24 protein-coding genes are annotated in these 24,904 nt (G+C 59.8%); 3 read left to right on the top strand and 21 right to left on the bottom strand.

Translation table 11 applies throughout. The features are described 5' to 3' along the window. Window positions 1-13 precede the first annotated feature (13 nt). A complete protein-coding gene (locus ACKZ62_RS06785; RefSeq protein ID WP_339482120.1) occupies window positions 14-1,219 on the bottom strand; it encodes an acetyl-CoA C-acetyltransferase in 1,206 nt (401 codons plus the stop codon). 641 nt (window positions 1,220-1,860) lie between these two features. Between ACKZ62_RS06785 and ACKZ62_RS06780 the strand changes: the two genes are divergently transcribed. Beyond that, a complete protein-coding gene (locus ACKZ62_RS06780) occupies window positions 1,861-2,667 on the top strand; it encodes a c-type cytochrome (RefSeq protein WP_447096467.1) in 807 nt (268 codons plus the stop codon). A 202-nt stretch (window positions 2,668-2,869) separates the two neighbouring features. Here the strand turns inward: ACKZ62_RS06780 and ACKZ62_RS06775 are convergent, their stop codons facing one another. From ACKZ62_RS06775 to ACKZ62_RS06710, 14 genes are all read right to left on the bottom strand, one after another. Beyond that, window positions 2,870-3,673, bottom strand: a complete 804-nt coding sequence (locus ACKZ62_RS06775) for a transglutaminase family protein (protein WP_095185329.1) — start codon at window positions 3,671-3,673, stop codon at window positions 2,870-2,872. Beyond that, window positions 3,670-4,620: an alpha-E domain-containing protein gene (locus ACKZ62_RS06770; protein WP_032887448.1), complete on the bottom strand. Its 951-nt coding sequence runs from the start codon at window positions 4,618-4,620 to the stop codon at window positions 3,670-3,672. The genes ACKZ62_RS06775 and ACKZ62_RS06770 overlap by 4 nt, the downstream gene beginning before the upstream one ends. A gap of 5 nt (window positions 4,621-4,625) precedes the next feature. Next, on the bottom strand, window positions 4,626-6,035 hold the full coding sequence (locus tag ACKZ62_RS06765) for a circularly permuted type 2 ATP-grasp protein (protein WP_032887446.1): 1,410 nt from the start codon (window positions 6,033-6,035) through the stop codon (window positions 4,626-4,628). Between the two features lie 457 nt (window positions 6,036-6,492). Next, window positions 6,493-6,834, bottom strand: a complete 342-nt coding sequence (locus tag ACKZ62_RS06760; RefSeq protein WP_015885395.1) for a ribonuclease E inhibitor RraB — start codon at window positions 6,832-6,834, stop codon at window positions 6,493-6,495. 214 nt (window positions 6,835-7,048) lie between these two features. Next, the gene (locus ACKZ62_RS06755; protein WP_032887444.1) at window positions 7,049-7,285 is read right to left on the bottom strand and encodes a hypothetical protein; all 237 of its coding nucleotides are present in this window, start codon (window positions 7,283-7,285) and stop codon (window positions 7,049-7,051) included. Between the two features lie 103 nt (window positions 7,286-7,388). Then, window positions 7,389-7,994, bottom strand: a complete 606-nt coding sequence (locus ACKZ62_RS06750; protein ID WP_032887442.1) for an START domain-containing protein — start codon at window positions 7,992-7,994, stop codon at window positions 7,389-7,391. A gap of 41 nt (window positions 7,995-8,035) precedes the next feature. After that, complete coding sequence (locus ACKZ62_RS06745; protein ID WP_032887441.1) at window positions 8,036-8,290, bottom strand: YkgJ family cysteine cluster protein; 255 nt, start codon at window positions 8,288-8,290, stop codon at window positions 8,036-8,038. Between the two features lie 162 nt (window positions 8,291-8,452). Beyond that, entirely contained in the window at window positions 8,453-8,944 is a 492-nt protein-coding gene (locus tag ACKZ62_RS06740) for a translation initiation factor 2 (protein ID WP_099602921.1), read from the bottom strand. Window positions 8,945-9,048: 104 nt separating this feature from the next. After that, a complete protein-coding gene (locus ACKZ62_RS06735; RefSeq protein WP_032887437.1) occupies window positions 9,049-10,488 on the bottom strand; it encodes an aminotransferase-like domain-containing protein in 1,440 nt (479 codons plus the stop codon). A 270-nt stretch (window positions 10,489-10,758) separates the two neighbouring features. Then, on the bottom strand, window positions 10,759-11,574 hold the full coding sequence (locus ACKZ62_RS06730; protein WP_032887435.1) for an OmpA family protein: 816 nt from the start codon (window positions 11,572-11,574) through the stop codon (window positions 10,759-10,761). After that, entirely contained in the window at window positions 11,571-11,933 is a 363-nt protein-coding gene (locus tag ACKZ62_RS06725; protein ID WP_095185327.1) for a DUF4398 domain-containing protein, read from the bottom strand. The genes ACKZ62_RS06730 and ACKZ62_RS06725 overlap by 4 nt, the downstream gene beginning before the upstream one ends. 9 nt (window positions 11,934-11,942) lie before the next feature. After that, entirely contained in the window at window positions 11,943-12,758 is an 816-nt protein-coding gene (locus tag ACKZ62_RS06720) for a substrate-binding periplasmic protein (RefSeq protein WP_447096466.1), read from the bottom strand. 83 nt (window positions 12,759-12,841) lie between these two features. Beyond that, a complete protein-coding gene (locus ACKZ62_RS06715; protein ID WP_447096465.1) occupies window positions 12,842-13,771 on the bottom strand; it encodes an electron transfer flavoprotein subunit alpha/FixB family protein in 930 nt (309 codons plus the stop codon). A 2-nt stretch (window positions 13,772-13,773) separates the two neighbouring features. Further along, the gene (locus ACKZ62_RS06710) at window positions 13,774-14,523 is read right to left on the bottom strand and encodes an electron transfer flavoprotein subunit beta/FixA family protein (protein WP_032887429.1); all 750 of its coding nucleotides are present in this window, start codon (window positions 14,521-14,523) and stop codon (window positions 13,774-13,776) included. 506 nt (window positions 14,524-15,029) lie between these two features. Here ACKZ62_RS06710 and ACKZ62_RS06705 point away from each other — a divergent pair. Then, the gene (locus ACKZ62_RS06705) at window positions 15,030-16,694 is read left to right on the top strand and encodes an electron transfer flavoprotein-ubiquinone oxidoreductase (protein WP_447096464.1); all 1,665 of its coding nucleotides are present in this window, start codon (window positions 15,030-15,032) and stop codon (window positions 16,692-16,694) included. A gap of 58 nt (window positions 16,695-16,752) precedes the next feature. Here ACKZ62_RS06705 and glyA read toward each other — a convergent pair whose 3' ends face one another. The 5 genes from glyA to ACKZ62_RS06680 form a co-directional block, all read right to left on the bottom strand. Further along, window positions 16,753-17,991, bottom strand: a complete 1,239-nt coding sequence (gene glyA, locus ACKZ62_RS06700; RefSeq protein ID WP_179180006.1) for a serine hydroxymethyltransferase — start codon at window positions 17,989-17,991, stop codon at window positions 16,753-16,755. 10 nt (window positions 17,992-18,001) lie between these two features. Next, on the bottom strand, window positions 18,002-19,243 hold the full coding sequence (thrC, locus tag ACKZ62_RS06695; RefSeq protein WP_447096463.1) for a threonine synthase: 1,242 nt from the start codon (window positions 19,241-19,243) through the stop codon (window positions 18,002-18,004). 95 nt (window positions 19,244-19,338) lie between these two features. After that, complete coding sequence (locus ACKZ62_RS06690; protein WP_447096462.1) at window positions 19,339-19,770, bottom strand: Rid family detoxifying hydrolase; 432 nt, start codon at window positions 19,768-19,770, stop codon at window positions 19,339-19,341. Between the two features lie 30 nt (window positions 19,771-19,800). Continuing rightward, window positions 19,801-20,973 carry an NAD(P)/FAD-dependent oxidoreductase gene (locus ACKZ62_RS06685; RefSeq protein WP_181639467.1) on the bottom strand — a complete coding sequence of 391 codons (1,173 nt, stop codon included), beginning with the start codon at window positions 20,971-20,973 and terminating at the stop codon, window positions 19,801-19,803. Further along, the gene (locus ACKZ62_RS06680) at window positions 20,970-22,175 is read right to left on the bottom strand and encodes a benzoate/H(+) symporter BenE family transporter (RefSeq protein ID WP_447096461.1); all 1,206 of its coding nucleotides are present in this window, start codon (window positions 22,173-22,175) and stop codon (window positions 20,970-20,972) included. The genes ACKZ62_RS06685 and ACKZ62_RS06680 overlap by 4 nt, the downstream gene beginning before the upstream one ends. 349 nt (window positions 22,176-22,524) lie before the next feature. On the opposite strand from ACKZ62_RS06680, the gene ACKZ62_RS06675 reads away from it, so the two are divergent. Beyond that, window positions 22,525-23,916, top strand: a complete 1,392-nt coding sequence (locus tag ACKZ62_RS06675; RefSeq protein WP_095185323.1) for an aminotransferase-like domain-containing protein — start codon at window positions 22,525-22,527, stop codon at window positions 23,914-23,916. Here ACKZ62_RS06675 and ACKZ62_RS06670 read toward each other — a convergent pair. Next, entirely contained in the window at window positions 23,913-24,806 is an 894-nt protein-coding gene (locus ACKZ62_RS06670) for an AraC family transcriptional regulator (RefSeq protein WP_032887418.1), read from the bottom strand. The genes ACKZ62_RS06675 and ACKZ62_RS06670 overlap by 4 nt on opposite strands. Between the last annotated feature and the right edge of the window lie 98 nt (window positions 24,807-24,904).

The raw sequence follows: 24,904 nt of genomic DNA, 5'->3' as shown, positions 1-24,904 counted from the left end.
AAATTCCTTAGGCTCAGAGGCGTTCGATAATAGTGGCGATGCCCATGCCACCGCCGACACACAGGGTGGCCAGGCCGTAGCGCTGCCGGCGCACTTCAAGCTCGTCAAGCAGAGTGCCAAGGATCGCGCAACCAGTGGCGCCCAGCGGGTGGCCCATTGCGATGGAACCGCCGTTGACGTTGACGCGTGCGGCATCGATGCCCATGTCCTTGATGAATTTGAGCACCACTGAGGCAAAGGCCTCGTTGACCTCGAACAGATCAATGTCTTCCACGCGCAAACCGGCCTTGGCCAAGGCTTTTCGTGTGGCTGGCGCGGGGCCCGTGAGCATGATGGTGGGATCAGTGCTGGTAACCGCCGTGGCGACGATGCGCGCCCGCGGTTGCAAGCCCAGTTCGCGCCCCTTCGCTTCAGAGCCGATCAACATCAGTGCGGCGCCGTCGACAATGCCGGAGCTATTACCCGGGGTATGTACGTGGTTGATGCGTTCCACATGGCTGTAGACCCGCAGAGCCGTAGCGTCGAAGCCCATTTGCCCCATCATCTCGAAGCTCGGTTTGAGATTGCCCAGGCCTTCAAGGGTCGAGTCGCCACGGATAAATTCGTCATGGTCCAGCAGGACAATACCGTTCTGGTCCTGCACCGCGATCAACGACTTGCTGAAGGAACCGTCGGCACTGGCCCTGGCTGCTTTCTGCTGGGACTGCAGGGCAAAGCTATCGACATCCTGGCGACTGAAACCCTCCAGGGTGGCGATCAGATCCGCGCCGATGCCTTGGGGTGTGAAGTGGCTGTGCAGGTTGGTCTGCGGGTCCAGCACCCAGGCACCGCCATCGCTGCCCATGGGCACACGGGACATAGACTCGACTCCGCCAACCACCACCAGGTCTTCAAAGCCGGAGCGCACTTTCATCGCCCCCAGGTTCACTGCTTCAAGGCCCGAGGCGCAGAAGCGGTTGATCTGTACGCCAGCCACGCTGATCGCCCAGTTCGCTACCAAGGCGGCGGTCTTGGCGATGTCGGCGCCTTGGTCGCCCACTGGGGTGACGCAGCCGAGCACGATGTCATCCACTTGGTGGGTGTCGAGGTCGCTGCGTTGAGCCAGCGCCGTGAGCAGACCTGCCACCAGATTTACCGGTTTCACGCTGTGCAAGGCGCCGTCTGCCTTGCCTTTGCCCCGGGGCGTGCGTATCGCATCAAAGATCAAAGCTTGGGTCATGACATCCTCGAACCATTGCGCAGTAGTGCCCTTACCTTAGGCCCGATTGACACGGTTTCAATGACGGATGCGCTCATTGCTTTTGACCCCCACGCTCGGACGAACGGTAGGCCCCTAAGCGCATAGGCTGATTAATCGTTTTAGCTGTCTAGCCAAGGCATTGGCGCCAAGATGGCGTTCTGCCTCATGCCTTTTTAAGCTGAAACCCTGATTAGCTGATATGAAATGGATCTAAGCCGCGAAGAACGAGGGCTCTAAGGTTCAATCAGTAAGATGTTGCTGCCGGGTTTTGCTGGAGCAGCTGTAAGAAAAGTGACACGTCATAGCGCCATACTGAAATAAAACGGCACGTATTTGACGCTCAGGAATAACAACAAAAGGCAGTCAGCCATGTTCAAGCATTCGAAAGTACGTCAGGCGGGACTTATTCTGTTCGCCACCACACTGATTCTGATCCTGCCCAATTTGACCAAGGTCATTGGGTGACCCTCTACCCTCCGCGCTTTGTGCATCAGGATTGCAGCTTTTTGGCAGCACCTGCCGGGACTTCGTGCATAGCGACCCCGTTGCAGGGGCTGCCTTTTTACGCGCGTTTTTCCGGTATCGTGAGCCCCATCGCCACTTAACCCGGGGCCTCTGTCTTGAAACCGATCTTCGCACTCTTAGCCTTGTTGCTTGCTCTGCCCGCAGCCGCGGCGCAATTGACTATCGAACTGGACCACACCCGCAAGACCTGGCAGACCGCCGACCTGCTCAAGCATCCGGATGCGCAGACGGTGCAGATCGTCGATGACGTTTCCTACAAGCGCAATATGACCTATCGCGCGGTGCCGCTGGCGGTACTCTTACCAGGCCTTTCGCCGCAGAGCCATGTGCAAGCCGTTGCCCTGGATGGCTTCGCAGCAGAACTCACTGCCGCACCGCTGCTGGAACAACACGGCGCGCGCGCGTGGTTGGCCGTGGAAGACCCGGCCAAACCGTGGCCCGCCCTGGCCGATGGCAAACACAGTGCCGGCCCGTTTTATCTGGTGTGGACCGACCCGCAAGCGGGGCACATCAGCCCCGAGCAGTGGCCGTTTCAAGTCTCGACAATCAAGCAATTGAAGACCTTAGCCGAGCGCTTCCCCGCGCTGCTACCCGATCCGGAACTGGCGGCGAATGATCCCATCAACCAGGGCTTTGCACTGTTCCAGAAAAACTGCCTGGCCTGCCATCGCCTCAATGGCGCAGGCGATGCGCAGGTGGGTCCGGATCTGAATATCCCCTACAGCCCTACCGAATATTTCGGTGGGGATTTCCTCAAGCGCTATATCCGTGATCCGCAGAGTTTGAGGCATTGGCCCCAGGCGAAGATGCCGGCGTTCGCTGCCAGTGTGTTGCCTGACAGCGAGCTGGATTTATTGGTGGGGTATTTGAAGCATATGGCGGGGCGTAAGCAGCAGCCCTGAGCCAGCCTCCTTCGAAAGATAGTTTTCGTGTAGTGAGCGGGCTTGCCCCGCGCTGGGCTGCGCAGCAGCCCCAATACAGCAGAATTTTGTCGGGCAGGCATTACGCGGCGGATGGTCTTGGGGCTGCTTCGCTTCCTAGCGCGGGGCAAGCCCGCTCACCACAGAAAGCTCTCCCCCCAACAAGCCACGACCCACTCATCATTTATTGCTGCTGCACAGAAACCACCGGCGTCGGCGCCACAAACACCTTGGCGTGCATTTGCTCATGCCCGCCGCCACGACGCATGCCGCGTACGGGGCAGGCATCCAGGTAATCCAGGCCCACAGCCAGCTTGAGATGCCGCTCCGGGCGCGCCAATTGGTTGGTCACGTCAAAACTGTACCAGGCGTCATCCAACCAGGCTTCGGCCCAGGCGTGGCTGGCCAGATGCGTACTGTCTTCGGTGTACAAATACCCCGACACATACCGCGCAGGAATGCCCAGGCTGCGTGCGCAGGCCAGGAACGCGTGGGTGTGGTCCTGGCACACGCCCGCAGCCCCAGCGAAGGCCTCGGCAGCGCAGGTGTCGACCTCAGTAGCGCCTGGCGTGTAGACCATCGCTTGGTTGAGCGCGTGCATCAGGTCGATCAGCGCGGTGCGATCACGACGCTGATGACAATGCTGTGCAGCGAAGCCACGCAAGGCGTCATCCGGTTCAGTCAGGCGCGTGCAACGCAGGAACGGAAACGCCGACTGGCTCTCATGCTCGGCTTCGCGTAATTCGTCGATATCCACTTGGCCACGGGCGCCGATGATGATGGCGTCATGGGGTTCGTCCAGAGTCAACACGTGCAGGATATTGCCGAAAGGGTCCACTTGAGCGCGCACCGGGCGCGGCAGGTCCAGTTGCCAACTGAGCACGTGCTGACGCTCGCTGTCATGGGGCGTCAGGCGCAGGTATTGGATGCTGGCGCGAACCTGGTCCTCGTAGTGGTAGGTGGTTTCGTGGCTGATGGAGAGTCTCATGCCGCCTCCAGGTAGGAACTGTAGATGGCGTCGCCCAATTGGCGGACCAGGGGGATAAAGTCGGTCAGCCAGGCGTGCAGGCCTTCCTCAAGGATTTCATCGATCGCGGTAAAGCGCAGGCGCGCGTCCATTTCGGCGGCCAAGCGCTGGGCCGGTCGACCGTTGAGGCCGGGCAGGCTGGCAAGGATCTGGTCGATTTCTTCACTGCAGGCGCGCAGCGAGCGCGGCACATCGGCGCGTAACAGCAATAATTCGGCGACTTGCCGGGCGCCAGGGGCGTCGCGATAGATCTCGGTGTAGGCCTCGAACGACGACAACGCCCGCAGCAAGGCACTCCATTGATAGTAGGCGTGGGCCGTGCCATCGGTGACGGCTTCAGCACGGTCGCCGGCCATTTCATAGCGCGCATCAAGCAAACGCAGGGTGTTGTCAGCGCGTTCGATAAAGGTGCCCAAACGAATGAAACGGAATGCATCGTTGCGCATGATGGTGCCGTAGGTCGCCCCTCGAAACAGATGGGAGCGTTCCTTAACCCACTCACAGAAGCGACTCATACCGTAGCGGCTGAGACCTTGCTGAGCGATATCGCGAATATCCAACCAAGTGGCGTTGATGTTTTCCCACATGTCGGCGGTAATTCGCCCACGCACCGCATGGGCACTGGCCCGCGCCGAGCCGAGGCAACTGTAGATGCTCGCCGGGTTGGCCGCGTCCAGGGCAAAGAAGTGCAGCAGGCGTTCGGCATGCAATTCACCGTGGCGCTCGCGGTAATCATCCAGGGTGCCGGTGATCAGCAGCGGCATGGCTAATTCATGCAGGCCATCGCCGCGCCCATCCTGGGGCATCAGCGACAGCGAATAACTGACATCGAGCATGCGCGCGAGGTTTTCCGCACGCTCCAGATAGCGCGACATCCAATACAAATCCGAGGCAGTTCTACTCAACATGGCATTCAGTCCTCAACCACCCAGGTGTCTTTGGTGCCGCCGCCCTGGGACGAGTTGACCACCAGCGAACCTTCGCGCAGCGCCACGCGGGTCAAGCCACCCGGCACCACACGGGTTTCCTTGCCGGACAGCACAAACGGGCGCAGGTCGATGTGGCGCGGGGCGATACCGTTTTCGACAAAGGTCGGGCAGGTGGATAAACATAGGGTCGGCTGTGCGATATAGGCATGAGGCTTGGCTTTGATTCGCGCCCGGAACGCTTCGATTTCAGCCGCCGTGGACGCCGGCCCCACCAACATCCCGTAGCCGCCGGAGCCTTGGGTTTCCTTGACCACCAGGTCCGGCAGGTTGGCCAGTACGTGGGACAATTCGTCAGGCTTACGGCATTGAAAGGTAGGAACGTTCTTTAGGATCGGTTCTTCATCCAGATAGAAACGGATCATCTCGGTAACGAAGGGGTACACCGACTTGTCATCCGCCACCCCGGTGCCGATGGCGTTGGCCAGCACCACGTTGCCGGAGCGATAGGCCGCCAGTAGGCCCGGCACACCGAGCATGGAATCCGGGTTGAAGGCCAGCGGGTCGAGGAACGCGTCATCGAGACGGCGGTAGATCACGTCCACCGCCTTAGGTCCGTCGGTGGTGCGCATGAAGACGCGGTCATCACGTACGAACAGATCGGCGCCCTCCACCAGTTCCACACCCATTTCCCGGGCAAGGAACGCATGTTCAAAGAACGCGCTGTTGAAGCGCCCCGGCGTCAGCACCACCACGCTGGGGTTATCCAAAGGACTGGAGCTTTTAAGGGTGTCGAGCAACAGGTTGGGATAGTGGTCGATGGGCGCGATGCGCTGGGCGGCGAACAGTTCGGGGAACAGGCGCATCATCATCTTGCGGTCTTCGAGCATGTAGCTCACGCCGCTCGGTGTGCGCAGGTTGTCTTCAAGCACGTAGTAAGTGCCGTCGCCATCGCGTACGAGGTCGACCCCGGAGACGTGGGAATACAGGTCGCGATGCAGGTCCAGACCCTGCATCGCCAACTGGTATTGCTCGTTAGCCAACACCTGTTCGGCGGGGATAATCCCAGCCTTGATGATGCGTTGCTCGTGGTACAGGTCGGCAAGGAACATGTTCAGCGCCTTGACCCTTTGGATACAGCCGCGCTCCACAATTCGCCACTCACTGGCGGGGATACTGCGAGGGATGGTGTCGAAAGGAATGAGGCGTTCGGTGCCCTGCTCGTCGCCATAAAGTGTGAAGGTGATACCGGCGCGATGAAACAGCAAATCGGCTTCACGCCGGCGCTGGGCCAGCAGTTCTGCAGGGGTCTCGGCTAACCAGCGGGCGAACTCGCGGTAATGGGGGCGGACCTGCCCCGCTCCATCGTACATTTCGTCGTAATAAGTGCGGATCATGCCGTACTCCTTGTCACCCGGACGCAAGAACCATCGCAAGGCCCGTGCCAGCGGCATAAACACTTAAAAATCAGTGAGTTAAATAAAAGAGAAGCGCTGATCGCACCGTCCTGGTGCGCAGAACGCCCGTCGTATTGCTGCACGCGTCATAGCAATGCAGGCTTTGACTATCAACAGCATAGCCAGAGTTGATTTCACTGCCCGACGAAGGGTGCGGATAATCGCCTCCATCAGCTGAACAGGATCTTTCCTACAGCTTTACCCCTTGCACACTCGGTACCGTGACAGCTCGTGTACTGACTGACTCCTAAGGTCTTCCCTTTCAGCCATCCTTTTAGGATGGCTTTTTTTTTGGTGCACGAAAAGGCAGCTCAAGTTCCAGGAATTTTCTCGCAACCCATACAAAATCGGCCGACCCTAAGGTCAGCCGATACGCTGCGTTACTCATACAATTGCGCTACATGGGTAACCCACGCACCTCCTGCTTGACGCCCCATCCTTCGATGATCCCGCCCAGCGGCTCGACCACCGCCTCAAAGTCCTGCTCGAAGTCTCCTATGCCGTCGTAGGTGGCGAACATGATTTTGCTCAGTTCCAGGTACCAGGCGCCATCGTCGCGCGCGCTGACCTGGGCATTCAGTGATTCTCCACGAAACTCACCCGCAGCCCTGCGCGCCCGTTCCTCATCCGGGAAAATGGCGTAGAACTCGATGGGGTGGAAGCGTGAAAAGTCGAAGCCGCCCTCTTTCATGCGGCGCAGAACGTTGGTGCTGATGTCTTCTTGATAGGCTGTGCTCATGAAACGTCCTCCTCAAACTGATGGATAGACTTTCCGTGCTTCCCAAAGCCCCGCGCGCTGCTGGCGCGGGCACCACGGCAATAACATCACCGCAGGAAAACAAGCATGTAGCTGACAAGACCAGACCTTAGCGATTCATTCGCTGATCTCACTTGCAGAGTAGCGCGAAGCTATCACCTCCACCAGAGGCGCATGGATGGCATAGCGGGAATGTTCAGACGGCGGGCGAGATATCGAGGATCTGGATACTGTTCTGGTCTTTCAGGATCTTGACCGTAGGCTCGGGCTTGCGGCCCTCCAGGTCATTGAGGTCGAGTTCTGCTGCGACGGGGACCAACTTGTTGCGAATCATGTGTGCCGCATCTTCGAGGCTGGGCTTTTGGTCGCAGGTGAACTGCTCCACGGACTGGACGCCGTGATCATCAACGAAGGTAATCTGCCACTTTTGCATCGGTGCCTCCTCGATAAAACCCGTGTTTGGGCTTACAACTATCTGGACCTTGAGGGCTCGGAAAACGTTCCGCTCAAGTCCGGAGACACCTGATCAACTGCACTTATTTTTCAGCGTGTTCTTTCAAGGCTTTCAAAGTGTTGAACGGCGCGTCCACCACAAACTTGTTCGCCAACCACGAAGGCACGCTGCCGCCTGGCTCGGTGTGAACCTGATAAGTGACTTCGGTTTCATTGGCGCCTTTAGGCACCAGCTTCCAGAAACCCTCAACCTGGGCAACACGCACGTAACCTTTCTCTTCAGGCTTGTAGGTAGGCACGCCCTGCAACTTGCGGGTCACGCTGCCATCGGCGTCCTTGGTGGTGGTGACATGGATATACGAATCGCGATCGGTCACCGGGAACGGCGCCTTGAACTGGGTGTAAGTCCAGGCCTCATCGCCTTTCTTGTCCACCAGCTTCTGGGATTTACACTCATGAATCCATGAACAGGCGCCTGCCACATCTTCCTGCAGGGCCTGGATCTTGGCGACAGGGGCCTTGATCACGGTCACACCGCGATACGCCTTGTACTTGGAGCCGGCAATTTCGCTCAGGGAAATCTTGATACCGTCCTCATCCTTCGCGACTTGCCAATCCTCAGCCTGGGCAGTGGCAGCGAACAACACCGTAAACCCGCACAGCACAGCCATTCGTTTCAGCGAACCCATTGTTGTATTCCTTGTTGTTGAAGTTCCGATAGTAAAGCCCATCAAGCCGCCGTCATCTGCTCCCACCAGCCGATCAACCGGATCGCGTCGGCTTGGTCGGTGCCGCAGACATCAATATCCGCCTTGAAATCACTGCACACCGCCGGGCGTTCCGGTTGGCCGAACAGTTGGCACAGCTGTTCGACCGACAGGTGCAGGCAGCGTTCGCCCGCCGGTTTGCCATGGGGCATTCCGGGTAACGGCGAACTGATGGAGGGGGCGATGCAGCAAGCGCCACAGCCTTCACGGCAATTCATGACCAGCAGGTCCTCGACGACTCAATAGGGATGGCCGGGCTAGAGTACGCCCTTAAACAGCCGTTTTAAAATGGTCTAACAGGGGTTTTTCGCATAAAAAAAACATGACTGACCAGTCTGCGACAGATGGTCATTGGCCTGCGTCACGTCTATGGGAAACGTTTATTGCTTGAACTCGAATTCCAGCGCGGCACCTTCCACGTCACGGCGCTCTTCGTTCCGCAGTTGTAGCTTCATCTCATTGCTGAGCAGGCGGCCATTGATCTGGAAGGCACTGTTGTCGGTGGGCTTTTCGCCAAACATCGGCGGCAGCAACGGCACGCTCTGGGGCTTGGGCATGGTGCCGAGGGGCTGCAGGTGCCTGACCATGTCCGACGGCAGCGACAGATCCAACTGTGCCGGTGGCAGCTTGGTCTGTGCCACTTCCTGGGCTGACTTGGACTTTTTCGCCTTCGCTGCACGCTTTTTCGCCGTGGCGGCTTGTTTCTTCGTAACGGAGGCTTGCTTGGCGGGGCTTGGTTTCTTTGCCGGAGCGTTCTGCTCGGTAGTGGCAGCAGGCTTGTTTTCAGTCACAGGTGCCGCCGCCAGCACTGTGCTGACGTTGCACAGGCTTAACAGGCCAATCACCAAAACAGCACGAACAATCGAGGTCATATCGCCTACAGCATTAACGGCAGAGGGCCATATGCTCGCTTGTTGTGCGCGCCATGACAAGGGCGGTGATTAGCCAGCTATCGGAGTTGTCCCCTTTCAGCGCCTCAAAATCCTGCCGCGGTTTCCTGACACAACTGGCTGGCCAGCATCCCCAACGTCATCAGCGCCCGCTCTGCCTCGCGGTTCCACGGGGTGCCGCAGTTAAGGCGAATACAGTGGTTGAACTGCTCGGTGTTACTGAAGATCAACCCCGGCGCGATGCTGATGCCCTGTTGCAGGGCGCGCACGTGCAGTTCCTGGGTATTGACGCGTCCGGGCAAACTGACCCACAGGATAAAACCACCGGTCGGACGGGTCATCTGGGTGCCTTCGGGAAAATACTGCTGCACTGCCAGTTGGAAGGCGCTGAGATTCTTGCGGTATTCCTGGCGGATGTAGCGCAGATGCCGGTCGTAGCCGCCGTTCTCCAAGTACGCCGCCACGCCCATCTGGGTGACACTGCATGCCGAATGGGTACTGAACATCTGCAGACGCTGAATTTCCTGCTGGTACTTACCGGCGATCATCCAGCCGATACGCACACCCGGCGACAACGTCTTGGAGAAGCTTGAGCAATAGATCACCCGGTCCAGGCGGTCGTAGGCCTTGAGGGCCTTGGTGCGACCGATTTCGAACATCAACTCGCCGTAGATATCGTCCTCGACAATCTGGATATCGAAATCCGAGGCCAGGCGCAGCAACTGTTTCTGCCGCTCCTCGGGCATGGTGCCGCCCAAGGGGTTGCTCAGGCGCGTGGTCAGCACCAGGGCCTTGATCGACCATTGGTTGGCTGCCAGTTGCAGGGCCTCCAGGCTCATGCCGGTGGACGGATCACTGGGAATCTCAATGACTTTAAGGCCCAGCAAGTCGGCCAGTTGCAGCAAGCCGTAATACGTCGGTGATTCAGCCGCGATCAAGTCGCCGGGACGCGTCAGCACGCGCAAAGACATCTGCAATGCATCGACACAACCGTGGGTGATGACTACTTCGGACGGGTCAACCACAACGCCCGCATCGCGCATGCGGATCGCCACTTGGCGGCGCAGCGGCTCGAAACCTGGGCTGAACATATAACTGAACGCGCGCGGGCTCTGGAACCGCGTGACCTTGGCCAACTGCTGGTGGAGCGCCCGCACCGGCAAGTAGTCGACACTCGGCACGGCGGCGCCCAGCGGGAACACGCCTTCGCGGCGCGATTCGCCCAAAACCTGCTGAATGATGCTGCTGCGCGTAACCAACCCCGGGCGCTCGACCCGTGCGATGTCCGGTGTCGGCGCCGTGAGCGCTGGCGTCTGGTGCACGTAGTAGCCGGACTGCGGCCGCGCCCGGATCAGCCCCTGGTCTTCCAGGTTGGCGTAAGCCTGCAATACCGTGGCGTGGCTCACATTGAGCTGGGAGCTCATCTTGCGCACCGAGGGCACGCGCTCACCCGGTTGATAGACACCGCGTCGGATGTCCTCAGCCAGTTGCTGGGCGATACGTTGGTAAAGCAACAGATTGGTCATGACGCAGCACTCGATTTCACGGGTATTTTATTTTTGTGTGAAACATACCGGCACAGTTTGAAAGTGTACGGGGACAGTTGCCACAATAGTCGAGCGCGCGCGGGAGTGACAGTAAAAACTGTAAGGGTGGCGGATAGAATTTTCAGGTGTATACGAAACAACTGTGGGAGGGTCTGGCTCCCGATAGCGGTGGTTCAGTCAGCTTTTTCGGTGACTGATATTCCGTCATCGGGGCAAGTCCCCTCCCACAGTTTTGATCGGGGCAAGCCTTTAGCGAGCGGCGCCCAGTTGGCCTTTCTCGTCGGAAAACACAATCTCGACCCGACGGTTCTGCGCGCGACCCCGTTCGGAGGCGTTGGCTTCCACCGGGTACTGGTCACCATAGCCTTCGACCTGGATACGCTTTTCATCGATTCCCAGATCCACCAACACATCGGCCACCGATTGCGCGCGGTCACGGGACAGTTTGAGGTTTTCCTGCTGGCCGCCGGTGTTGTCGGCGTAACCCTCAATGCGCACTACGCGCTTGGGGTTCAATTGCAGGAACTGCACGATTTTCAGCACGGTGCGGTTGGCCGAGTTCTTCAACTCCGCTTCGCCGGTATCGAACAGCACATCGCCCAAGGTCATCACCAGGCCACGATCGGTCTGGGTGGTGGTCAGGCTGGCTATCTGTTCTTCCAGCCATTTGCCCTGTTGCTGCACGCTGATCAGCTTGCTTTCACGCAGGGCCAGTTGCAGGCGCTGGCGTTCCAGTTCGAGCTTGGCGGCGCGTTCCTCGTTGAGTGCCTGCTCGGTGTGTTCACGGGCGATGGCACTGTAGCGCTGGCTCAGGTAGGCGTAATGCACCACGTCGGCGCCGCTGCCCCAGTAGCTGGACAAGCGGTCAGCCCGCGCCAGGGATTCACCGGCGCGAATCACGTCTTTAGGCGCGATGCGCAGCACGTTGGCGTCTTCCTTGACCTTCTGGAAGTCGCTGCCGGCCTGTTGCAAGGCTTGCTCGCCATTCGGGTGACTGGCGCAACCGCCCAGCACCGCACTGCCCAGCAGCACGGTAAAACCCACTCCACGGATCATCCGACTCATTGGGCTTCCCCTAACTGCAATTGCTTGCGCAGGCGCGTGATGCGGGTGTTAAGCACGTTCAGTTGTTCCTGGCTCTTGCGAGTCAGCACCTGGGCTTCGGCCAGGCGCGCGTCCAACTCGGCCTGTTCGGCCTGCATGCGCGCGTCTTTGTAGGATTGGTCGGCCATTTCGGCCTTGGCCTGGGCGAATTTGTCTTCCGCCAGCTTCAGTTCAGGGGATTCATCGGCGCTGGCACCCACCGCGTTGGCTTGCTCCAGGGCTTGCTGGGTGAGGCGAATTTGTTCATTCGGCGCAGGATCGGCCGCACATCCCGCCAGAGCGACAACGGCGAGGGCCGCGAAAAAAGGTCGAAGAGTCACTGAAAATCCCTACTTTGTTGGGGTGCCGACGGGTTGTTGCAATTGCGCTTTCCAACGCTCCAGATTGCGCTGCAGCGCGGCTTCCGTCACACCAGACCCGGGCAATTCTGTCATCTTTTTGGTGAGCTGTCCGCGCAACCACGGATCATTGCAGGCCGAGTTGTGGGAAATCGCCAGGTACAGCCCCGGCTGATCGATCGGAACATCGCGGGCGATCAGGTCGTTGCTCATGCCCAGTGTCTGAGCCATGGCCATTGCGGAATAACGTCCCGCCAGCACGTACTCCACCTCCCCCAGCAGCAGTTTCTGGAATGCCGGAGTCAACGTCGGCAGGCGCTGTAAGGTCAGTTGCTCACCGGCGAAGGTTTCGAATCCGGCACTAAAACGGGAACGCTCCGATACTGCACCCTTGTGCCCGTGCAGGTCGGCAGCTGTGGTGTAGACCAGTGCCGAGTCTTTGCGCGTCCAGACTAGATAATCGGTCTGCACCAACGCCGGGTGGATGTAATCAAGATTTTCCAGCTCGCCGAGGTTTAGCGGCGTATCGGCGAATATATCCATACGGCCGCTGCGCACCTCATCCAAGGCCTGGGAACGCTTGCCGCCGTAAAGCAGGTCGATTTTCAACCCTAGGTCCTTTGCCACTTGCTGGAGCACGTCGGCGGTGGCGCCGATCAGGTGCGTGGGGTCTTGGGGGTCGCGCCATAACAAGGGCGGTGCGTCAGGGCTGCCGGTGACCACCAGGCGCTCACATTTGCCAGCGGCCAAGGTCAGGCTCGGCAGCAGCGACAGGCCCAGCAATAGTGCCCAGGGACGCAGTTCCATGGCGGTTTCTCCGATATTCAAAAAGGCCGGACAAAAAAAAGCCCGGTCGCAAGACCGGGCTCTTTATAAGTGAAGCGGCTGGATTAGACCAGCTTCTCCAACTCAGGTACGGCTTCGAACAAGTCCGCCACCAGGCCGTAATCAGCCACCTGGAAGATCGGTGCTTCTTCGTCCTTGTTGATCGCAACGATCACTTTGGAGTCTTTCATACCGGCCAAGTGCTGGATCGCGCCGGAGATACCGACGGCAATGTACAGCTGTGGCGCCACGATCTTGCCGGTCTGGCCGACCTGCATGTCGTTGGGTACGAAACCTGCGTCGACGGCGGCGCGGGAAGCGCCAACCGCAGCGCCCAGCTTGTCGGCCAGGGCGTACAGGTGCTTGAAGTTGTCACCGTTCTGCATGCCACGACCGCCGGATACGACGATCTTGGCAGCGGTCAGCTCAGGACGGTCCGACTTGGCCAGCTCTTCGCCTACAAAGTTGGAAGTGCCAGCGTCGTGGGCAGCGGAGACGGCTTCAACGGCAGCCGAACCACCTTCAGCAGCAACCGGATCGAAACCGGTGGCACGCACGGTGATGACTTTGACGGCAGCAGTCGATTGCACGGTGGCAATGGCGTTACCGGCGTAGATCGGGCGCTTGAAGGTGTCGGCGCTTTCAACCGAGATGATCTCGGAGATCTGGTCAACGTCCAACTGCGCGGCAACGCGTGGCAAGATGTTTTTGCCGTTGGAGGTAGCGGCAGCCAGGATATGGCTGTAGCCAGCGCCCAGCTCTGCAACCAGTGGAGCGACGTTTTCCGGCAGTTGGTGAGCGTAAGCGGCGTTGTCGGCCAGCAGTACTTTGCTCACGCCAGCCACTTTGGCTGCGGCTTCAGCCACGGCGCCAGCGCCTTGGCCTGCTACCAGCACGTGGATGTCGCCACCGATTTTGGCGGCAGCAGCAACAGTGTTCAGCGTGGCCGGGGCCAGCACTTTGTTGTCGTGTTCTGCGATTACCAAGATAGTCATGGTTAGATTACCTTCGCTTCGTTTTTCAGTTTCTCGACCAGTTCAGCCACCGACTTGACCTTGATGCCCGCGCTGCGTGCAGCCGGCGCTTCAACTTTGACGGTCTTGTTGGTGGAGGCGGTGGAAACGCCCAAAGCGTCCGGAGTCAGCACTTCGAGAGGCTTCTTCTTGGCTTTCATGATGTTTGGCAGGGACGCGTAGCGCGGCTCGTTCAAACGCAGGTCGGTGGTGACGATGGCCGGCAGTTTCAGGGAAACCGTCTGTGCGCCGCCGTCGATTTCGCGGGTCACGGCAACGCTGTCGCCGCTTACTTCGACTTTCGAGGCGAAGGTGCCTTGGCCGTAACCGGTCAGTGCAGCCAACATCTGGCCAGTCTGGTTGTTGTCGCTGTCGATGGCCTGTTTGCCGAGGATCACCAGCTGAGGCTGTTCCTTGTCGACAACAGCCTTGAGCAGCTTGGCAACGGCCAGGGATGTCAGGTCTTCAGCGGATTCGACCAGGATAGCGCGGTCAGCGCCCAGTGCCAGGGCGGTACGCAGCTGCTCTTGAGCAGTGGTAGGACCGATGGAAACCACGACGATTTCAGTCGCTACGCCTTTCTCTTTCAGGCGTACGGCTTCTTCCACAGCGATTTCACAGAAAGGGTTCATCGACATCTTGACGTTAGCAAGATCGACGCCGGAATTGTCCGCCTTGACGCGAACTTTCACGTTGTAATCGACAACGCGTTTGACAGCTACAAGAACCTTCATGGATTCCTCGTTACTCTCCGGTGAAAAGAAAGTCGCCTAGGCGAACCTGGCGGTTGATGCTCATCGGCACACAAGGGCACCTCCAAAAACCTGGGCAAATGACCTTGCTCACGGGAAATGACGACCGTTCGTCAGTGCTGACTGAGAGGTCATTCTTTATCGCGGCGTGTAAACTGCGCGCCGGTGTTTAGGCGCGCGTCACCTGTTTCGCTTTTGGACGTGCTCTTGAAACCTGCTGTCTGCCTACGGTAAGCGCAAAACCGACCGTATATTGACCGGAACGCCTATTCTGGTCAATACGGCAAAATGGCCAGTCATAAGCCGCGTTGCTTTGATTTTCCTAGCCTGCGGGCAATTCAAACAAACGTTTGTATTGGACGCTGACAGTGGTCTATATATAATGCGCCACCTAGAGAGAAAGGTGGGTCTTGCCGTTGCCGCAAGACGACACCGAACCTCCACCCATTAGAAAAAAAGCCTGTTGAGCCTTGAGTAGGAGATAGCCTGTGGAACGCGAATACATGGAATTCGACGTGGTCATCGTCGGCGCTGGCCCGGCTGGCCTGTCCGCCGCCTGCCGACTGAAGCAGAAGGCCGCCGAAGCCGGTAAGGAAATCAGCGTCTGCGTGGTCGAGAAAGGCTCCGAAGTCGGCGCACACATCCTCTCCGGTGCCGTGTTTGAACCACGGGCCCTGAACGAACTGTTCCCGGACTGGAAAGAACTCGGCGCCCCGCTCAACACGCCCGTGGTGCGCGATGACATCTATGTACTGCGCAGCCCCGAAGCTTCCACCAAAGTGCCTGAGTTCTTCGTGCCCAAGACCATGCACAACGAAGGCAACTACATCATCTCCCTCGGCAACCTGTGCCGCTGGCTCGCCCAGCAGGCCGAGAATCTGGGCGTGGAAGTCTACCCAGGTTTCGCCGCCCAGGAAGCACTGTTCGACGAGAACGGCGTGGTGCGCGGGATCATCACCGGTGACCTCGGCGTCGACCGCGAAGGCAATCCTAAAGAAGGCGTGTACACCCCAGGCATGGAACTGCGTGGCAAGTACACGTTGTTCGCCGAAGGCTGCCGCGGGCATATCGGCAAGCAGTTGATCCAGCGCTTCAACCTGGACAGCGACGCCGACGCCCAGCACTACGGCATTGGTCTCAAGGAAATCTGGGAAATCGACCCGGCCAAGCACCAGCCAGGCCTGGTGGTCCACACCGCCGGTTGGCCGCTGGACATCATGAGCAACGAGAACACTGGCGGCTCCTTCCTTTATCACCTGGAAAACAACCAGGTGGTCGTGGGCCTGATCGTCGACCTGTCCTACAGCAACGCTTTCCTGTCGCCGTTCGATGAGTTCCAGCGCCTCAAGCATCACCCGGTGCTCGCACAGTACCTGGAAGGCGGCAAGCGCATCAGCTACGGCGCTCGCGCCCTGGCCAAGGGCGGCATCAACTCGTTGCCGAAAATGGTCTTCAAGGGCGGCGCTTTGATCGGCTGCGACCTGGGCACCATGAACGTGGCCAAGATCAAAGGCAGCCACACCGCCATGAAGTCCGGCATGCTCGCCGCCGACGCCGTGGCCGAGCGCCTGCTGGCAGAGTCCGAAGGCGGTGATGAACTGACCAATTACGTCGACAGCTTCAAAGCCAGCTGGCTCTACGAAGAACTGTTCGCCACCCGCAACTTCGGCCCGGCGATGCACAAGTTCGGCCCGATCCTCGGTGCGGGCTTCAACTGGTTCGACCAGAACATCCTCGGTGGCAAGATGCCGTTCACCTTGCACGACACCAAGCCGGACTACGCCTGCCTGAAGCTGGCCAAAGACAGCACGAAGATTGACTACCCCAAGCCAGACGGCAAGCTGAGCTTCGATAAGCTGAGTTCGGTGTTCATCTCTGGTACCAACCATGAAGAAGAGCAGCCGTGCCACTTGAAGTTGAAAGACCCGAGCATCCCGATCGGCACCAACCTGCCGCTCTACGATGAACCGGCACAGCGCTACTGCCCGGCCGGTGTGTATGAAGTGATCACCAAGGAAGACGGCGAGAAGCGCTTCCAGATCAACGCCCAGAACTGCGTGCACTGCAAGACCTGTGACATCAAGGACCCTTCGCAGAACATCACGTGGGTCACGCCGGAAGGCGCAGGTGGACCGACTTACCCGAACATGTAAGACGATTGCCTGAAACACAAAAAGCCAACGCCCAAAAGCGTTGGCTTTTTTGTTTGCGTCAGCTCAGCAGATAAACCGGAAAGCACTCGCACAGGTGCATCACCCGGCGCCGGGTGTTCTCCAGCAGCGTCGCGTTGTTCGGCTGCTCCAGCAGGTCGGCGATCAGGTTTGCCACTTCAGCACACTCCGCCTCCCCAAAGCCCCGGGTGGTCAGCGCCGGCGTACCGATGCGAATGCCGCTGGTGATCGCCGGTTTTTGCGGGTCGTTGGGAATCGCATTCTTGTTCAAGGTGATGTGCGCACTCTCCAGCAACGCTTCGGCATCCTTGCCAGTGATGTTCATCGCGCGCAGATCAAGCAGGAACATATGGCAATCGGTGCCTCCCGACACCACACGCAAACCACGGCGGGTAAGGACGTCGGCCATGGTGCGGGCGTTGTCGATCACCCGTTGCTGGTAATGCTTGAACCCATCACTAAGCGCCTCGTTGAACGCCACAGCCTTGGCTGCGATGACATGCATCAGCGGGCCGCCCTGGTAGACCGGAAAAATCGTCCTATCAAGCAACGCCGCGTATTGCGCCTTAGCCAGGATCAAGCCGCCGCGCGGGCCACGCAGGGTTTTATGAGTGGTCGAGGTGATGAAGTCGGCAATGCCGACCGGCGACGGGTACACGCCCGCCGCGATCAAACCGGCGTAATGCGCCATGTCCACCATCAAGTAGGCGCCTACCTCATCGCAGATCTTGCGAAAGCGCTGGAAGTCCAGGGTGCGCGAATAGGCGGAGGCCCCGGCGATGATCATCTTCGGTTTGTGCTGCCGGGCCAGGGCTTCCATTTCGGCGTAGTCCAGGGTCTCGGTGTCAGGGTCCAGGCCGTAGGAAAACGCCTGGTAGAACTTGCCCGAGAAATTCACCGATGCGCCATGGGTCAGGTGACCACCATGAGCCAGGGACATCCCCAGAATGGTATCGCCGGGTTCCAGCACCGCGAGAAACACCGCCTGGTTGGCCTGCGACCCGGAGTGCGGCTGAACGTTGACGTATTCACAATTGAACAGTTTGCGGGCGCGTTCGATGGCCAGGTTTTCGATCTCGTCGACGACCTTGCACCCACCGTAATACCGCTTGCCCGGATAACCTTCAGCGTACTTGTTGGTGAGCACCGAGCCCTGGGCCTGGAGCACTTCGTCGCTCACATAATTTTCTGAAGCGATCAGCTCCAGGTGGGTTTCCTGACGATTGCGTTCACGGTCGATCAGGCGGGCAATGGCGGGGTCGAAATTTTGCAGGCTCATGGTGGGATTCCTAGGTCAGCAGGTCGGCCAGGGGCTGGGATTGCACCCGTGTCTGGCCTCTGGTCGAGTTGGAGAGAAAAATGGAGGTGTCTTTCAAACCGCTGCCGGTGATCAGGATCACGGCGGTCTGCGGGGTGTCGGGGTGTGCTTCGGCGTACTTGAGCAGCCCGGCGAAGGCACTCGCCGCGCCGGCCTCGGGAAACACACCGGTGCTGGCGGCCAGGCGGGAAGCCGCCGCGATAATGCTCGGATCGCTGACGCAAATGAACTCGCCGCCGCTGGCCGTCACGGCGCGCATGGCTTTGAGACGGTCGCGCGGCAAGGCCACATTGATGCTGCTGGCCAGGCTGGTGGGGGCAATGCGTTCAATCTGCTGCATCGGCCGGTCACTGCGCCAGGCCCGGTACATAAAGTTGCTGTGCTCGGCCTGGACGCCGATTAGCCGTGGAATACGCTCGATCCAGCCCATTTGCAGCAGGTCGAAGAACCCCTTGTAGACCGAGCCCAGAATGCAGCCATTACCGACCGGCACGAACACCAGATCCGGCACCTGCCAGTTGAGCTGCTCGCACATCTCGAAGGCCACGGTTTTCTTGCCTTCGCTCATGTACGAGTTGATCCCGGTGGTGCGGTTGTACCAACCGTGGGTTTCACAGGCGTTGAGGCATTGTTCGAAGGCTTCGTCGTACTGGCCATCGACCAGTACAATCTCGGCGCCATAGCCTTGCATCTGAGCGAGCTTCTCGCGGGGCGCACTTTTGGGCAGGTAAATCACGTTATGCAGGCCCAGGCTTGCACTCATCCCGGCCAGGGCCGAGGCGGCGTTGCCGGTACTGGCCACCGCCACGGTGCGTGCACCGGACTGCATGGCATGGGCCACCGCCAGGGCGCTGGCGCGGTCTTTCAGCGAGCCGGTGGGCTGGCGCGATTCATCTTTGATATAGACCTTGATCCGCGCGCCCCTACCGAGCAGTTCCGGGCGCGAATACAGCGGCGTATTCCCCACCAGCAGCGGCGGGATGAACTGCGTCGAACGCAATGGCATCAGCCGGTCATAACGCCACATGCCTCGGGCGTGATCATGGACCAGGGTGTCCCTGGACCATTCGCGCTTGAGCGTCGAATAATCGTAAAGCGCATCGAGGGCACCGTCGGTTTTGCAATGAGGGCAGTAGTAGCTGACCTCATGCGGCTGGTAGCTGCGATCGCAGACCAGGCACTGCAACACATACTCGCTGTACGAATGTTTCATGACCAACCCCCTGAAAATACGCGGTGCGGGTGCTTTTGCTGCCGACGTCGGTCCACTGCCCCGGACCGACGGGCACTGCACGCAGAGAGTGGGCTTCAGACCACCATGATGGCGTCGATGGCGACCAGGGTATTGCGCGCGAGGGCGCTGGCCCCGGCAGTGGTGCGCGCCGGGTATGGCTGGGTGAAGTACTCCTCCATCACCCGGTTGAGGGTCGGGAACTCGCTCAAGTCCGTGATGAACGCCGTGACCTTGACCACGTTCGCCAAAGTGCCGCCTGCGACCTCGGCCATTTGCTGCAGATTGTCCAGGGTCTGACGCAACTGGCCTTCGAAGTCCTTGGCCAGCACCTCGTTGTTCAGCGCCGAGACGGGAGTCTGTGCCGACAGGTAGATGGTTTGCCCGTGACTGACCTTGATCCCTTGGGAATACGTGCCCAGGGGCAGCGGCGCCTTGTCGGTGAAGATCACGTTTTCTTCGCCCAGGAAAGGCTTGGCGACGGACTGGTGTTGAGCGTTGGTCTGCATGGTGACGTTCCTTGTGAAGTGGGTGGAGGGTTAGTGCAAATCGGCAACCTGTTTGACGGCCAGGCTGGAAAACGCCTCGTCGCGGCAACGCGCCGGGGAGAAATGCTGGTAGTTGAGTTGCAGCGCCGCCAGATCGGTCGGCATGGCGATGCCCAACGCCGCGTGACTGCACAGCCGGGCAATGGCTGGCGCGGCTTGAATCCCGTAGCCACCGAGGGCGGCTAGCCAGATAAAGCTCTCGTGTTGCGGATCCTGGCCGAGCACCGGGGACCGGTCGGCAACAAAGGTACGCAGGCCTGCCCACTTGTTGATGATCGAGCGTGGACGCAGGCGCGTAGTGCTTTGCAGACGGTCCATGGTGATCGCCAGGTCCAGCTCGTCAGGCAGCGCGTCACAGGGCAGCGACGGGTTTTCATCGCAGGGCGAGACAATCAGGCGCCCGGCTTCCGGCTTGATGAAAATGTCTTCGTCCACCGTGCCCAGGTACGGCGTGTGGTGCACGTCGCACTGCGGATCCACCGCCAGCACCGTGCGGCGCAACGGCCGCACACCAACCTTGGGCACCCCGCAACGCTGGGCAAACTCATCAGCCCAGGCACCGGCGGCGTTGACCACGATCGCCGCCTCCAACCGTTGGCCGTCAGCGGTGTGCAAGGTCCAGTGATCGTTGCGGTGTTCGCCGCGCACCACTTCGGCTTCGCGCTTGACCACACCGCCGCGCACCCGCAGGCCGCCGAGGTAGGCGCCATGAATGCCGTGCACATCCAGGTCGAACGCGCTGGGCTCATAGATGCCTGCGCTCCAGGCGCCTTCGGCCAGGTAGGGCACCAGTTCGAGCACCTGTTTGTCGTCGAGGAACTTTGCCGTGGGCACTTGCCCGAGCACTGCGGTAAACCGCGCAGCCAGTTTGTCCACCCGCTGCGCTTGCGCCACGATCAAGGCACCGCGTGGCGACCACAGCGGGTGTTCGGCCAGGCCTTCGGGCGGGTTCTCGAAAAAGCCTCGGGAAGCGCAGGTCAGCGAGCGGATCTGCTGGTTGCCGTAGCTTTCCATGGAGATCGCCGCCGAACGGCCAGTGGTGTGATAGGCCAGTTGCTGCTCCTGCTCCAGCAGGAAAACGCTGCCGTGGGCCGCCAGCTCATACGCCGCCGACACGCCAGCGATGCCACCGCCCACCACTATGAAATCGTAACGTGCGGTCATGGACGGCTGCCCTCAGCCATCGCGATGGCCTTGCTTTCTCGGGTGTAGGTCAGCACGAAGTGGGCGGCGAGACCAAAGATCAAGCCCCAGAACGCCGCGGCCAAGCCGAGGAAACTCATGCCCGAGGCGGTGACCAGGAAGGTGATCAACGCGGCTTCCCGTTGCTTCTCGTCGGCCATGGCACCGGTCAGCCCGGCGCTGATCGCACCGAACAGGGCCAACCCGGCGAGAGATGCAATCAACTCTTTAGGCAAGGCGGAAAACACCGAAGCCAGGGTCGCGCCGAAGGTGCCCATCAGGATGTAGAACACCCCGCAGGCGATCCCGGCGATGTAGCGTTTGTCGCGGTCCTCGTGGGCTTCGCGGCCGGTGCAGATGGCAGCGGTGATCGCGGCGAGGTTGAAGCCGTGGGAACCGAACGGTGCCATCAGCACCGAACCGATCGCCGTCACCGAAATGATCGAGCGCGCCGGGGTGTTGTAGCCCGAAGTGCGCAACACTGCCATGCCCGGCACGTACTGCCCGGTCAGCGTCACCAGCGCCAGCGGCAGGCCGATGTTGATGATGGCGTGCCAACTCCACTCCGGCGCGATAAACACCGGGTGCGCCACGGCGATGGTAATTGCCGTGCTGTTCAACTCTCCAAACGAGGCGGCGACTGCACAGCCGATAATCAACACCGAAAGAATTGCGTAGCGCGGCGAGAGGCGTTTGAAGATCAGGTAGGCCGCGATCATCGACAATACCAGCGCGGGTTGCAGCTTGATCGAGGTAAACAGCTCGGCGCCGAAGCGGAACAGAATGCCGGCAAGCATGGCAGCGGCGATGGCCTTGGGCAGTCGACTCATCAACTTGTCGAATGCGCCGGACAACCCCACCACGGCAATGATCACCGACGCCACCACATAGGCACCGATGGCCTGTGGCAGCGTCACCGTCGGCAGCATCGAGACGAGCAATGCCGCGCCAGGTGTGGACCACGCGGTAATCACCGGAACCCGTAGGCGCCAGCTGAGGAACAGGCCAGTGATGCCGCTGCCGATGGAAATCGCCCAGATCCACGAAGACACCACGTCATTGGGCAGGTGCGCTTCCTTGGCCGCCTGAAACACGATGATCAATGGGCCGGCATAAGAAATGATCACGGCAATAAAGCCCGCGATGACGGCTGACAGGGATAGATCCTTTCTGAGTGTGTCCATGATGTCTCGACTTGGCGCGGCGGGGCCGGGCAGTGAACAGGGGAAGATTGAGTCGATTGCTTCGATTCGAGATGAGTGTATTTGAAAAAATTGAGTTGATTCAATAGCTGGCGAGGTTGTTACGGGATGTTTTTTTGCTATACGTGCCTGTTTTTGCGCCGTTACGCATTTAATTATTTGATTTATAAGGCGATTAAAAAACCAAAAAATATCTGAACCTAGCGATCAATATCGATTCAATCACGGGATCAATCGAATCAATTCACCAATTGTGTCGATTTATTAGTTGCCTAACCTCCATGTGATATGCTCGGATATTCATCATTTCTACGATGGGCAGTGATCATTCATGTGGGTTCCCCAGCTAAGCGAATTCGGCCAGCCGATGTATTTGTCGATTGCCGATGCGTTGGCACGCGATATCGGCAACGGCGTATTGAACGAAGGCGATCGCCTGCCGACCCTGCGGGAGCTGGCCACGACGCTGAATGTCACACCGGGCACCATCAGCCGCGCGTACAGCGAAGCCCAGCGGCGTCGCCTGGTGCAGGGTGAAGTGGGCCGCGGCACGTATGTGCTCAATCAAAAGCAGTTGGAACTGCCGGCGAGTAACAGCGCGTCCGTACCCTTGAATCTTGGGCAGTCCGAACTGCTCGATCTGTCGATCATCAAGCCCTACAGCGAAACCCTGGAATACTGGCTGCGCGATGCATTGGTGAGCATGGCCAAGAGCACCGATTTCGCGCGCGCCCTGGACTACGCACCCGATGGCGGCCACCCGGCTCATCGCGAGGCGGGTGCACAGTGGTTGCGGCATTCGTTGCCCGATGCGCAGTGGCAGCAAGTGATCATCACCGCCGGGGCCCAGCATGGCTTGATGGTGGCCATGAGCGCCCTGACCAACGCCGGCGACCTGGTGCTCTGCGAAGCGCTTTGCTACCCCGGCATCATTTCCCTGGCCCACGGCCTGGAGCGCCGTCTGCGGGGCGTGCCGATGGATGACGAAGGCATCATCCCCGAGGCACTGCGCGAACTGTGCCAGCGCGAAAAACCGGCGATGCTGGTCTGCGTGGCAACCTGCCAGAACCCGACGGCGGCGATCATGTCGCAAAAGCGTCGGGCGCAAATCGCGGCGCTGGCCGAAGAGTTCGACTTCATCATTCTCGACGATGACATCTACGGTTTTCTCGCCACCGACCCGTCAATCAAACCGCTGTCGGCGTTCGCCCCGGACCGTTCGGTGTACCTGACCAGCCTGTCGAAGTCGGTGATGCCTGCGCTGCGCATCGGCTACCTGTACAGCCCGCCAAAACTACTGTCACGCTTGACGTCGATGGTCCGCAGCAGCGTGTGGATGCCGTCGCCACTGACTGCGCAACTGGCCAGCAATGTCGTCACCGAAGGCCTGGACAAAAAACTGATCCGTATCCAGCGCAACGAAGCCGCCGGGCGCCAAGCGATTGCCCAGGAGATCTTCGCCAATTACGAACTCAAGACCCAGCCGTACTCCTACCATGTCTGGCTGACGCTGCCCGAACCCTGGACCAGCGACGAATTCACCATGCTGGCGCGGGCCAATGGGGTGCTGGTGCTCAGTGGCACTCAGTTCCAGGCCGAACGTTCCGGGGTGACGCGCAGTGTACGGCTGGTACTGATGTCGCCCACCAGTCAGGACGAGCTGCGCTTCGCCCTGACCAAGTTGGCCAGCCTGATCGATTCTGACCCGCGACGTTACTACTAAGCCGCGCGCTCTTCCCCCGGGTTGCGCTCGAAGTAGCGCTTGTATTCGCGACTGAACTGCGACGTGCTCTGGTAACCCACGTTGTGCGCCGCCTGGGCTACGCCCATGCCTTCCACCAGCAGCAATTGCTGGGCCTTGAGCAGGCGCAGACGCTTGAGGTACTGCACCGGCGACAGCAAGGTGCAGCGCTTGAAGTGCTCATGGAAGGTCGACGCACTCATGTGCGCATACCCGGCTAACGTCTCGATATTGAGCGGCTCGGCGAAATGGGCATGCAGGTGACTCAACGACGTGGCAATCCGCGAGAATTGCCCCTGTTGCTCTACCAACGCACGCAGCACATCCGCCTGCGGCCCGCGCAGCGCGGTGAACAACAATTCGCGCACCCGCGCTGGACCCATGATCCGGCTTTCCAGCGGATCGTGCAGGCACTGCAACAACCGTTCGACGCAACCGCGCATGGCGTCATCCAACACCACCGAACTCATCGACTCCAGGGTTTGCGGGGTCGGTGGCGGCCCAGCCTGCATGCCCATGGCCATCACCAACTCCCCCAACACCACACGGTCGATACCCACCGACACACCCAACAGCGGTGCTCCGGGCGCCATGGCGAATGTTTCGCACTCGAACGGCACGGGCATCGCCTGGATCAAGTAATGCCCAGCGCCATACTCCAGGGTCCGCGGCCCCAGATAAGCGAGTTTGCTGCCTTGGGCAACGAACATCAGGCTCGGCTCATAGATCTGCGGGCCGCGCGCCACGTCGCAACTGGCGCGCAGCACCTTCACACCGGGCAGATGGGTAGGGGAAAAACCGTCACAGGGCGTGAGCCCCTCAATCAGGGAAACCAACGTGGCGTTGGCGTCGAGATGGCGGGTCAACAACATGGCAAAAAACTTCGCGAAAAAGGGATGAGAGCATCATCGCAGGTCTGGCGGCACATAAATCCAAACAAGGGGCACTCCCGGACGAATAGGCATGAGAC

It is taken from the genome of Pseudomonas sivasensis (assembly GCF_052938085.1).
Note: the sequence above shows the minus strand (reverse complement) of the source record. Positions and strands in the feature narration are given on the sequence as shown.

What these genes read in the sequence shown, in the direction of transcription:
- ACKZ62_RS06785 (WP_339482120.1), bottom strand. Translation starts at nt 1,219, where the DNA reads ATGACCCAAGCTTTGATCTTTGATGCGATACGCACGCCCCGGGGCAAA.
- ACKZ62_RS06775 (WP_095185329.1), bottom strand. Translation starts at nt 3,673, where the DNA reads ATGAGACTCTCCATCAGCCACGAAACCACCTACCACTACGAGGACCAG.
- ACKZ62_RS06770 (WP_032887448.1), bottom strand. Translation starts at nt 4,620, where the DNA reads ATGTTGAGTAGAACTGCCTCGGATTTGTATTGGATGTCGCGCTATCTG.
- ACKZ62_RS06765 (WP_032887446.1), bottom strand. Translation starts at nt 6,035, where the DNA reads ATGATCCGCACTTATTACGACGAAATGTACGATGGAGCGGGGCAGGTC.
- ACKZ62_RS06760 (WP_015885395.1), bottom strand. Translation starts at nt 6,834, where the DNA reads ATGAGCACAGCCTATCAAGAAGACATCAGCACCAACGTTCTGCGCCGC.
- ACKZ62_RS06755 (WP_032887444.1), bottom strand. Translation starts at nt 7,285, where the DNA reads ATGCAAAAGTGGCAGATTACCTTCGTTGATGATCACGGCGTCCAGTCC.
- ACKZ62_RS06750 (WP_032887442.1), bottom strand. Translation starts at nt 7,994, where the DNA reads ATGGGTTCGCTGAAACGAATGGCTGTGCTGTGCGGGTTTACGGTGTTG.
- ACKZ62_RS06745 (WP_032887441.1), bottom strand. Translation starts at nt 8,290, where the DNA reads ATGAATTGCCGTGAAGGCTGTGGCGCTTGCTGCATCGCCCCCTCCATC.
- ACKZ62_RS06740 (WP_099602921.1), bottom strand. Translation starts at nt 8,944, where the DNA reads ATGACCTCGATTGTTCGTGCTGTTTTGGTGATTGGCCTGTTAAGCCTG.
- ACKZ62_RS06735 (WP_032887437.1), bottom strand. Translation starts at nt 10,488, where the DNA reads ATGACCAATCTGTTGCTTTACCAACGTATCGCCCAGCAACTGGCTGAG.
- ACKZ62_RS06730 (WP_032887435.1), bottom strand. Translation starts at nt 11,574, where the DNA reads ATGAGTCGGATGATCCGTGGAGTGGGTTTTACCGTGCTGCTGGGCAGT.
- ACKZ62_RS06720 (WP_447096466.1), bottom strand. Translation starts at nt 12,758, where the DNA reads ATGGAACTGCGTCCCTGGGCACTATTGCTGGGCCTGTCGCTGCTGCCG.
- ACKZ62_RS06715 (WP_447096465.1), bottom strand. Translation starts at nt 13,771, where the DNA reads ATGACTATCTTGGTAATCGCAGAACACGACAACAAAGTGCTGGCCCCG.
- ACKZ62_RS06710 (WP_032887429.1), bottom strand. Translation starts at nt 14,523, where the DNA reads ATGAAGGTTCTTGTAGCTGTCAAACGCGTTGTCGATTACAACGTGAAA.
- glyA (WP_179180006.1), bottom strand. Translation starts at nt 17,991, where the DNA reads ATGAGCCTGCAAAATTTCGACCCCGCCATTGCCCGCCTGATCGACCGT.
- thrC (WP_447096463.1), bottom strand. Translation starts at nt 19,243, where the DNA reads ATGAAACATTCGTACAGCGAGTATGTGTTGCAGTGCCTGGTCTGCGAT.
- ACKZ62_RS06690 (WP_447096462.1), bottom strand. Translation starts at nt 19,770, where the DNA reads ATGCAGACCAACGCTCAACACCAGTCCGTCGCCAAGCCTTTCCTGGGC.
- ACKZ62_RS06685 (WP_181639467.1), bottom strand. Translation starts at nt 20,973, where the DNA reads ATGACCGCACGTTACGATTTCATAGTGGTGGGCGGTGGCATCGCTGGC.
- ACKZ62_RS06680 (WP_447096461.1), bottom strand. Translation starts at nt 22,175, where the DNA reads ATGGACACACTCAGAAAGGATCTATCCCTGTCAGCCGTCATCGCGGGC.
- ACKZ62_RS06675 (WP_095185323.1), top strand. Translation starts at nt 22,525, where the DNA reads ATGTGGGTTCCCCAGCTAAGCGAATTCGGCCAGCCGATGTATTTGTCG.
- ACKZ62_RS06670 (WP_032887418.1), bottom strand. Translation starts at nt 24,806, where the DNA reads ATGTTGTTGACCCGCCATCTCGACGCCAACGCCACGTTGGTTTCCCTG.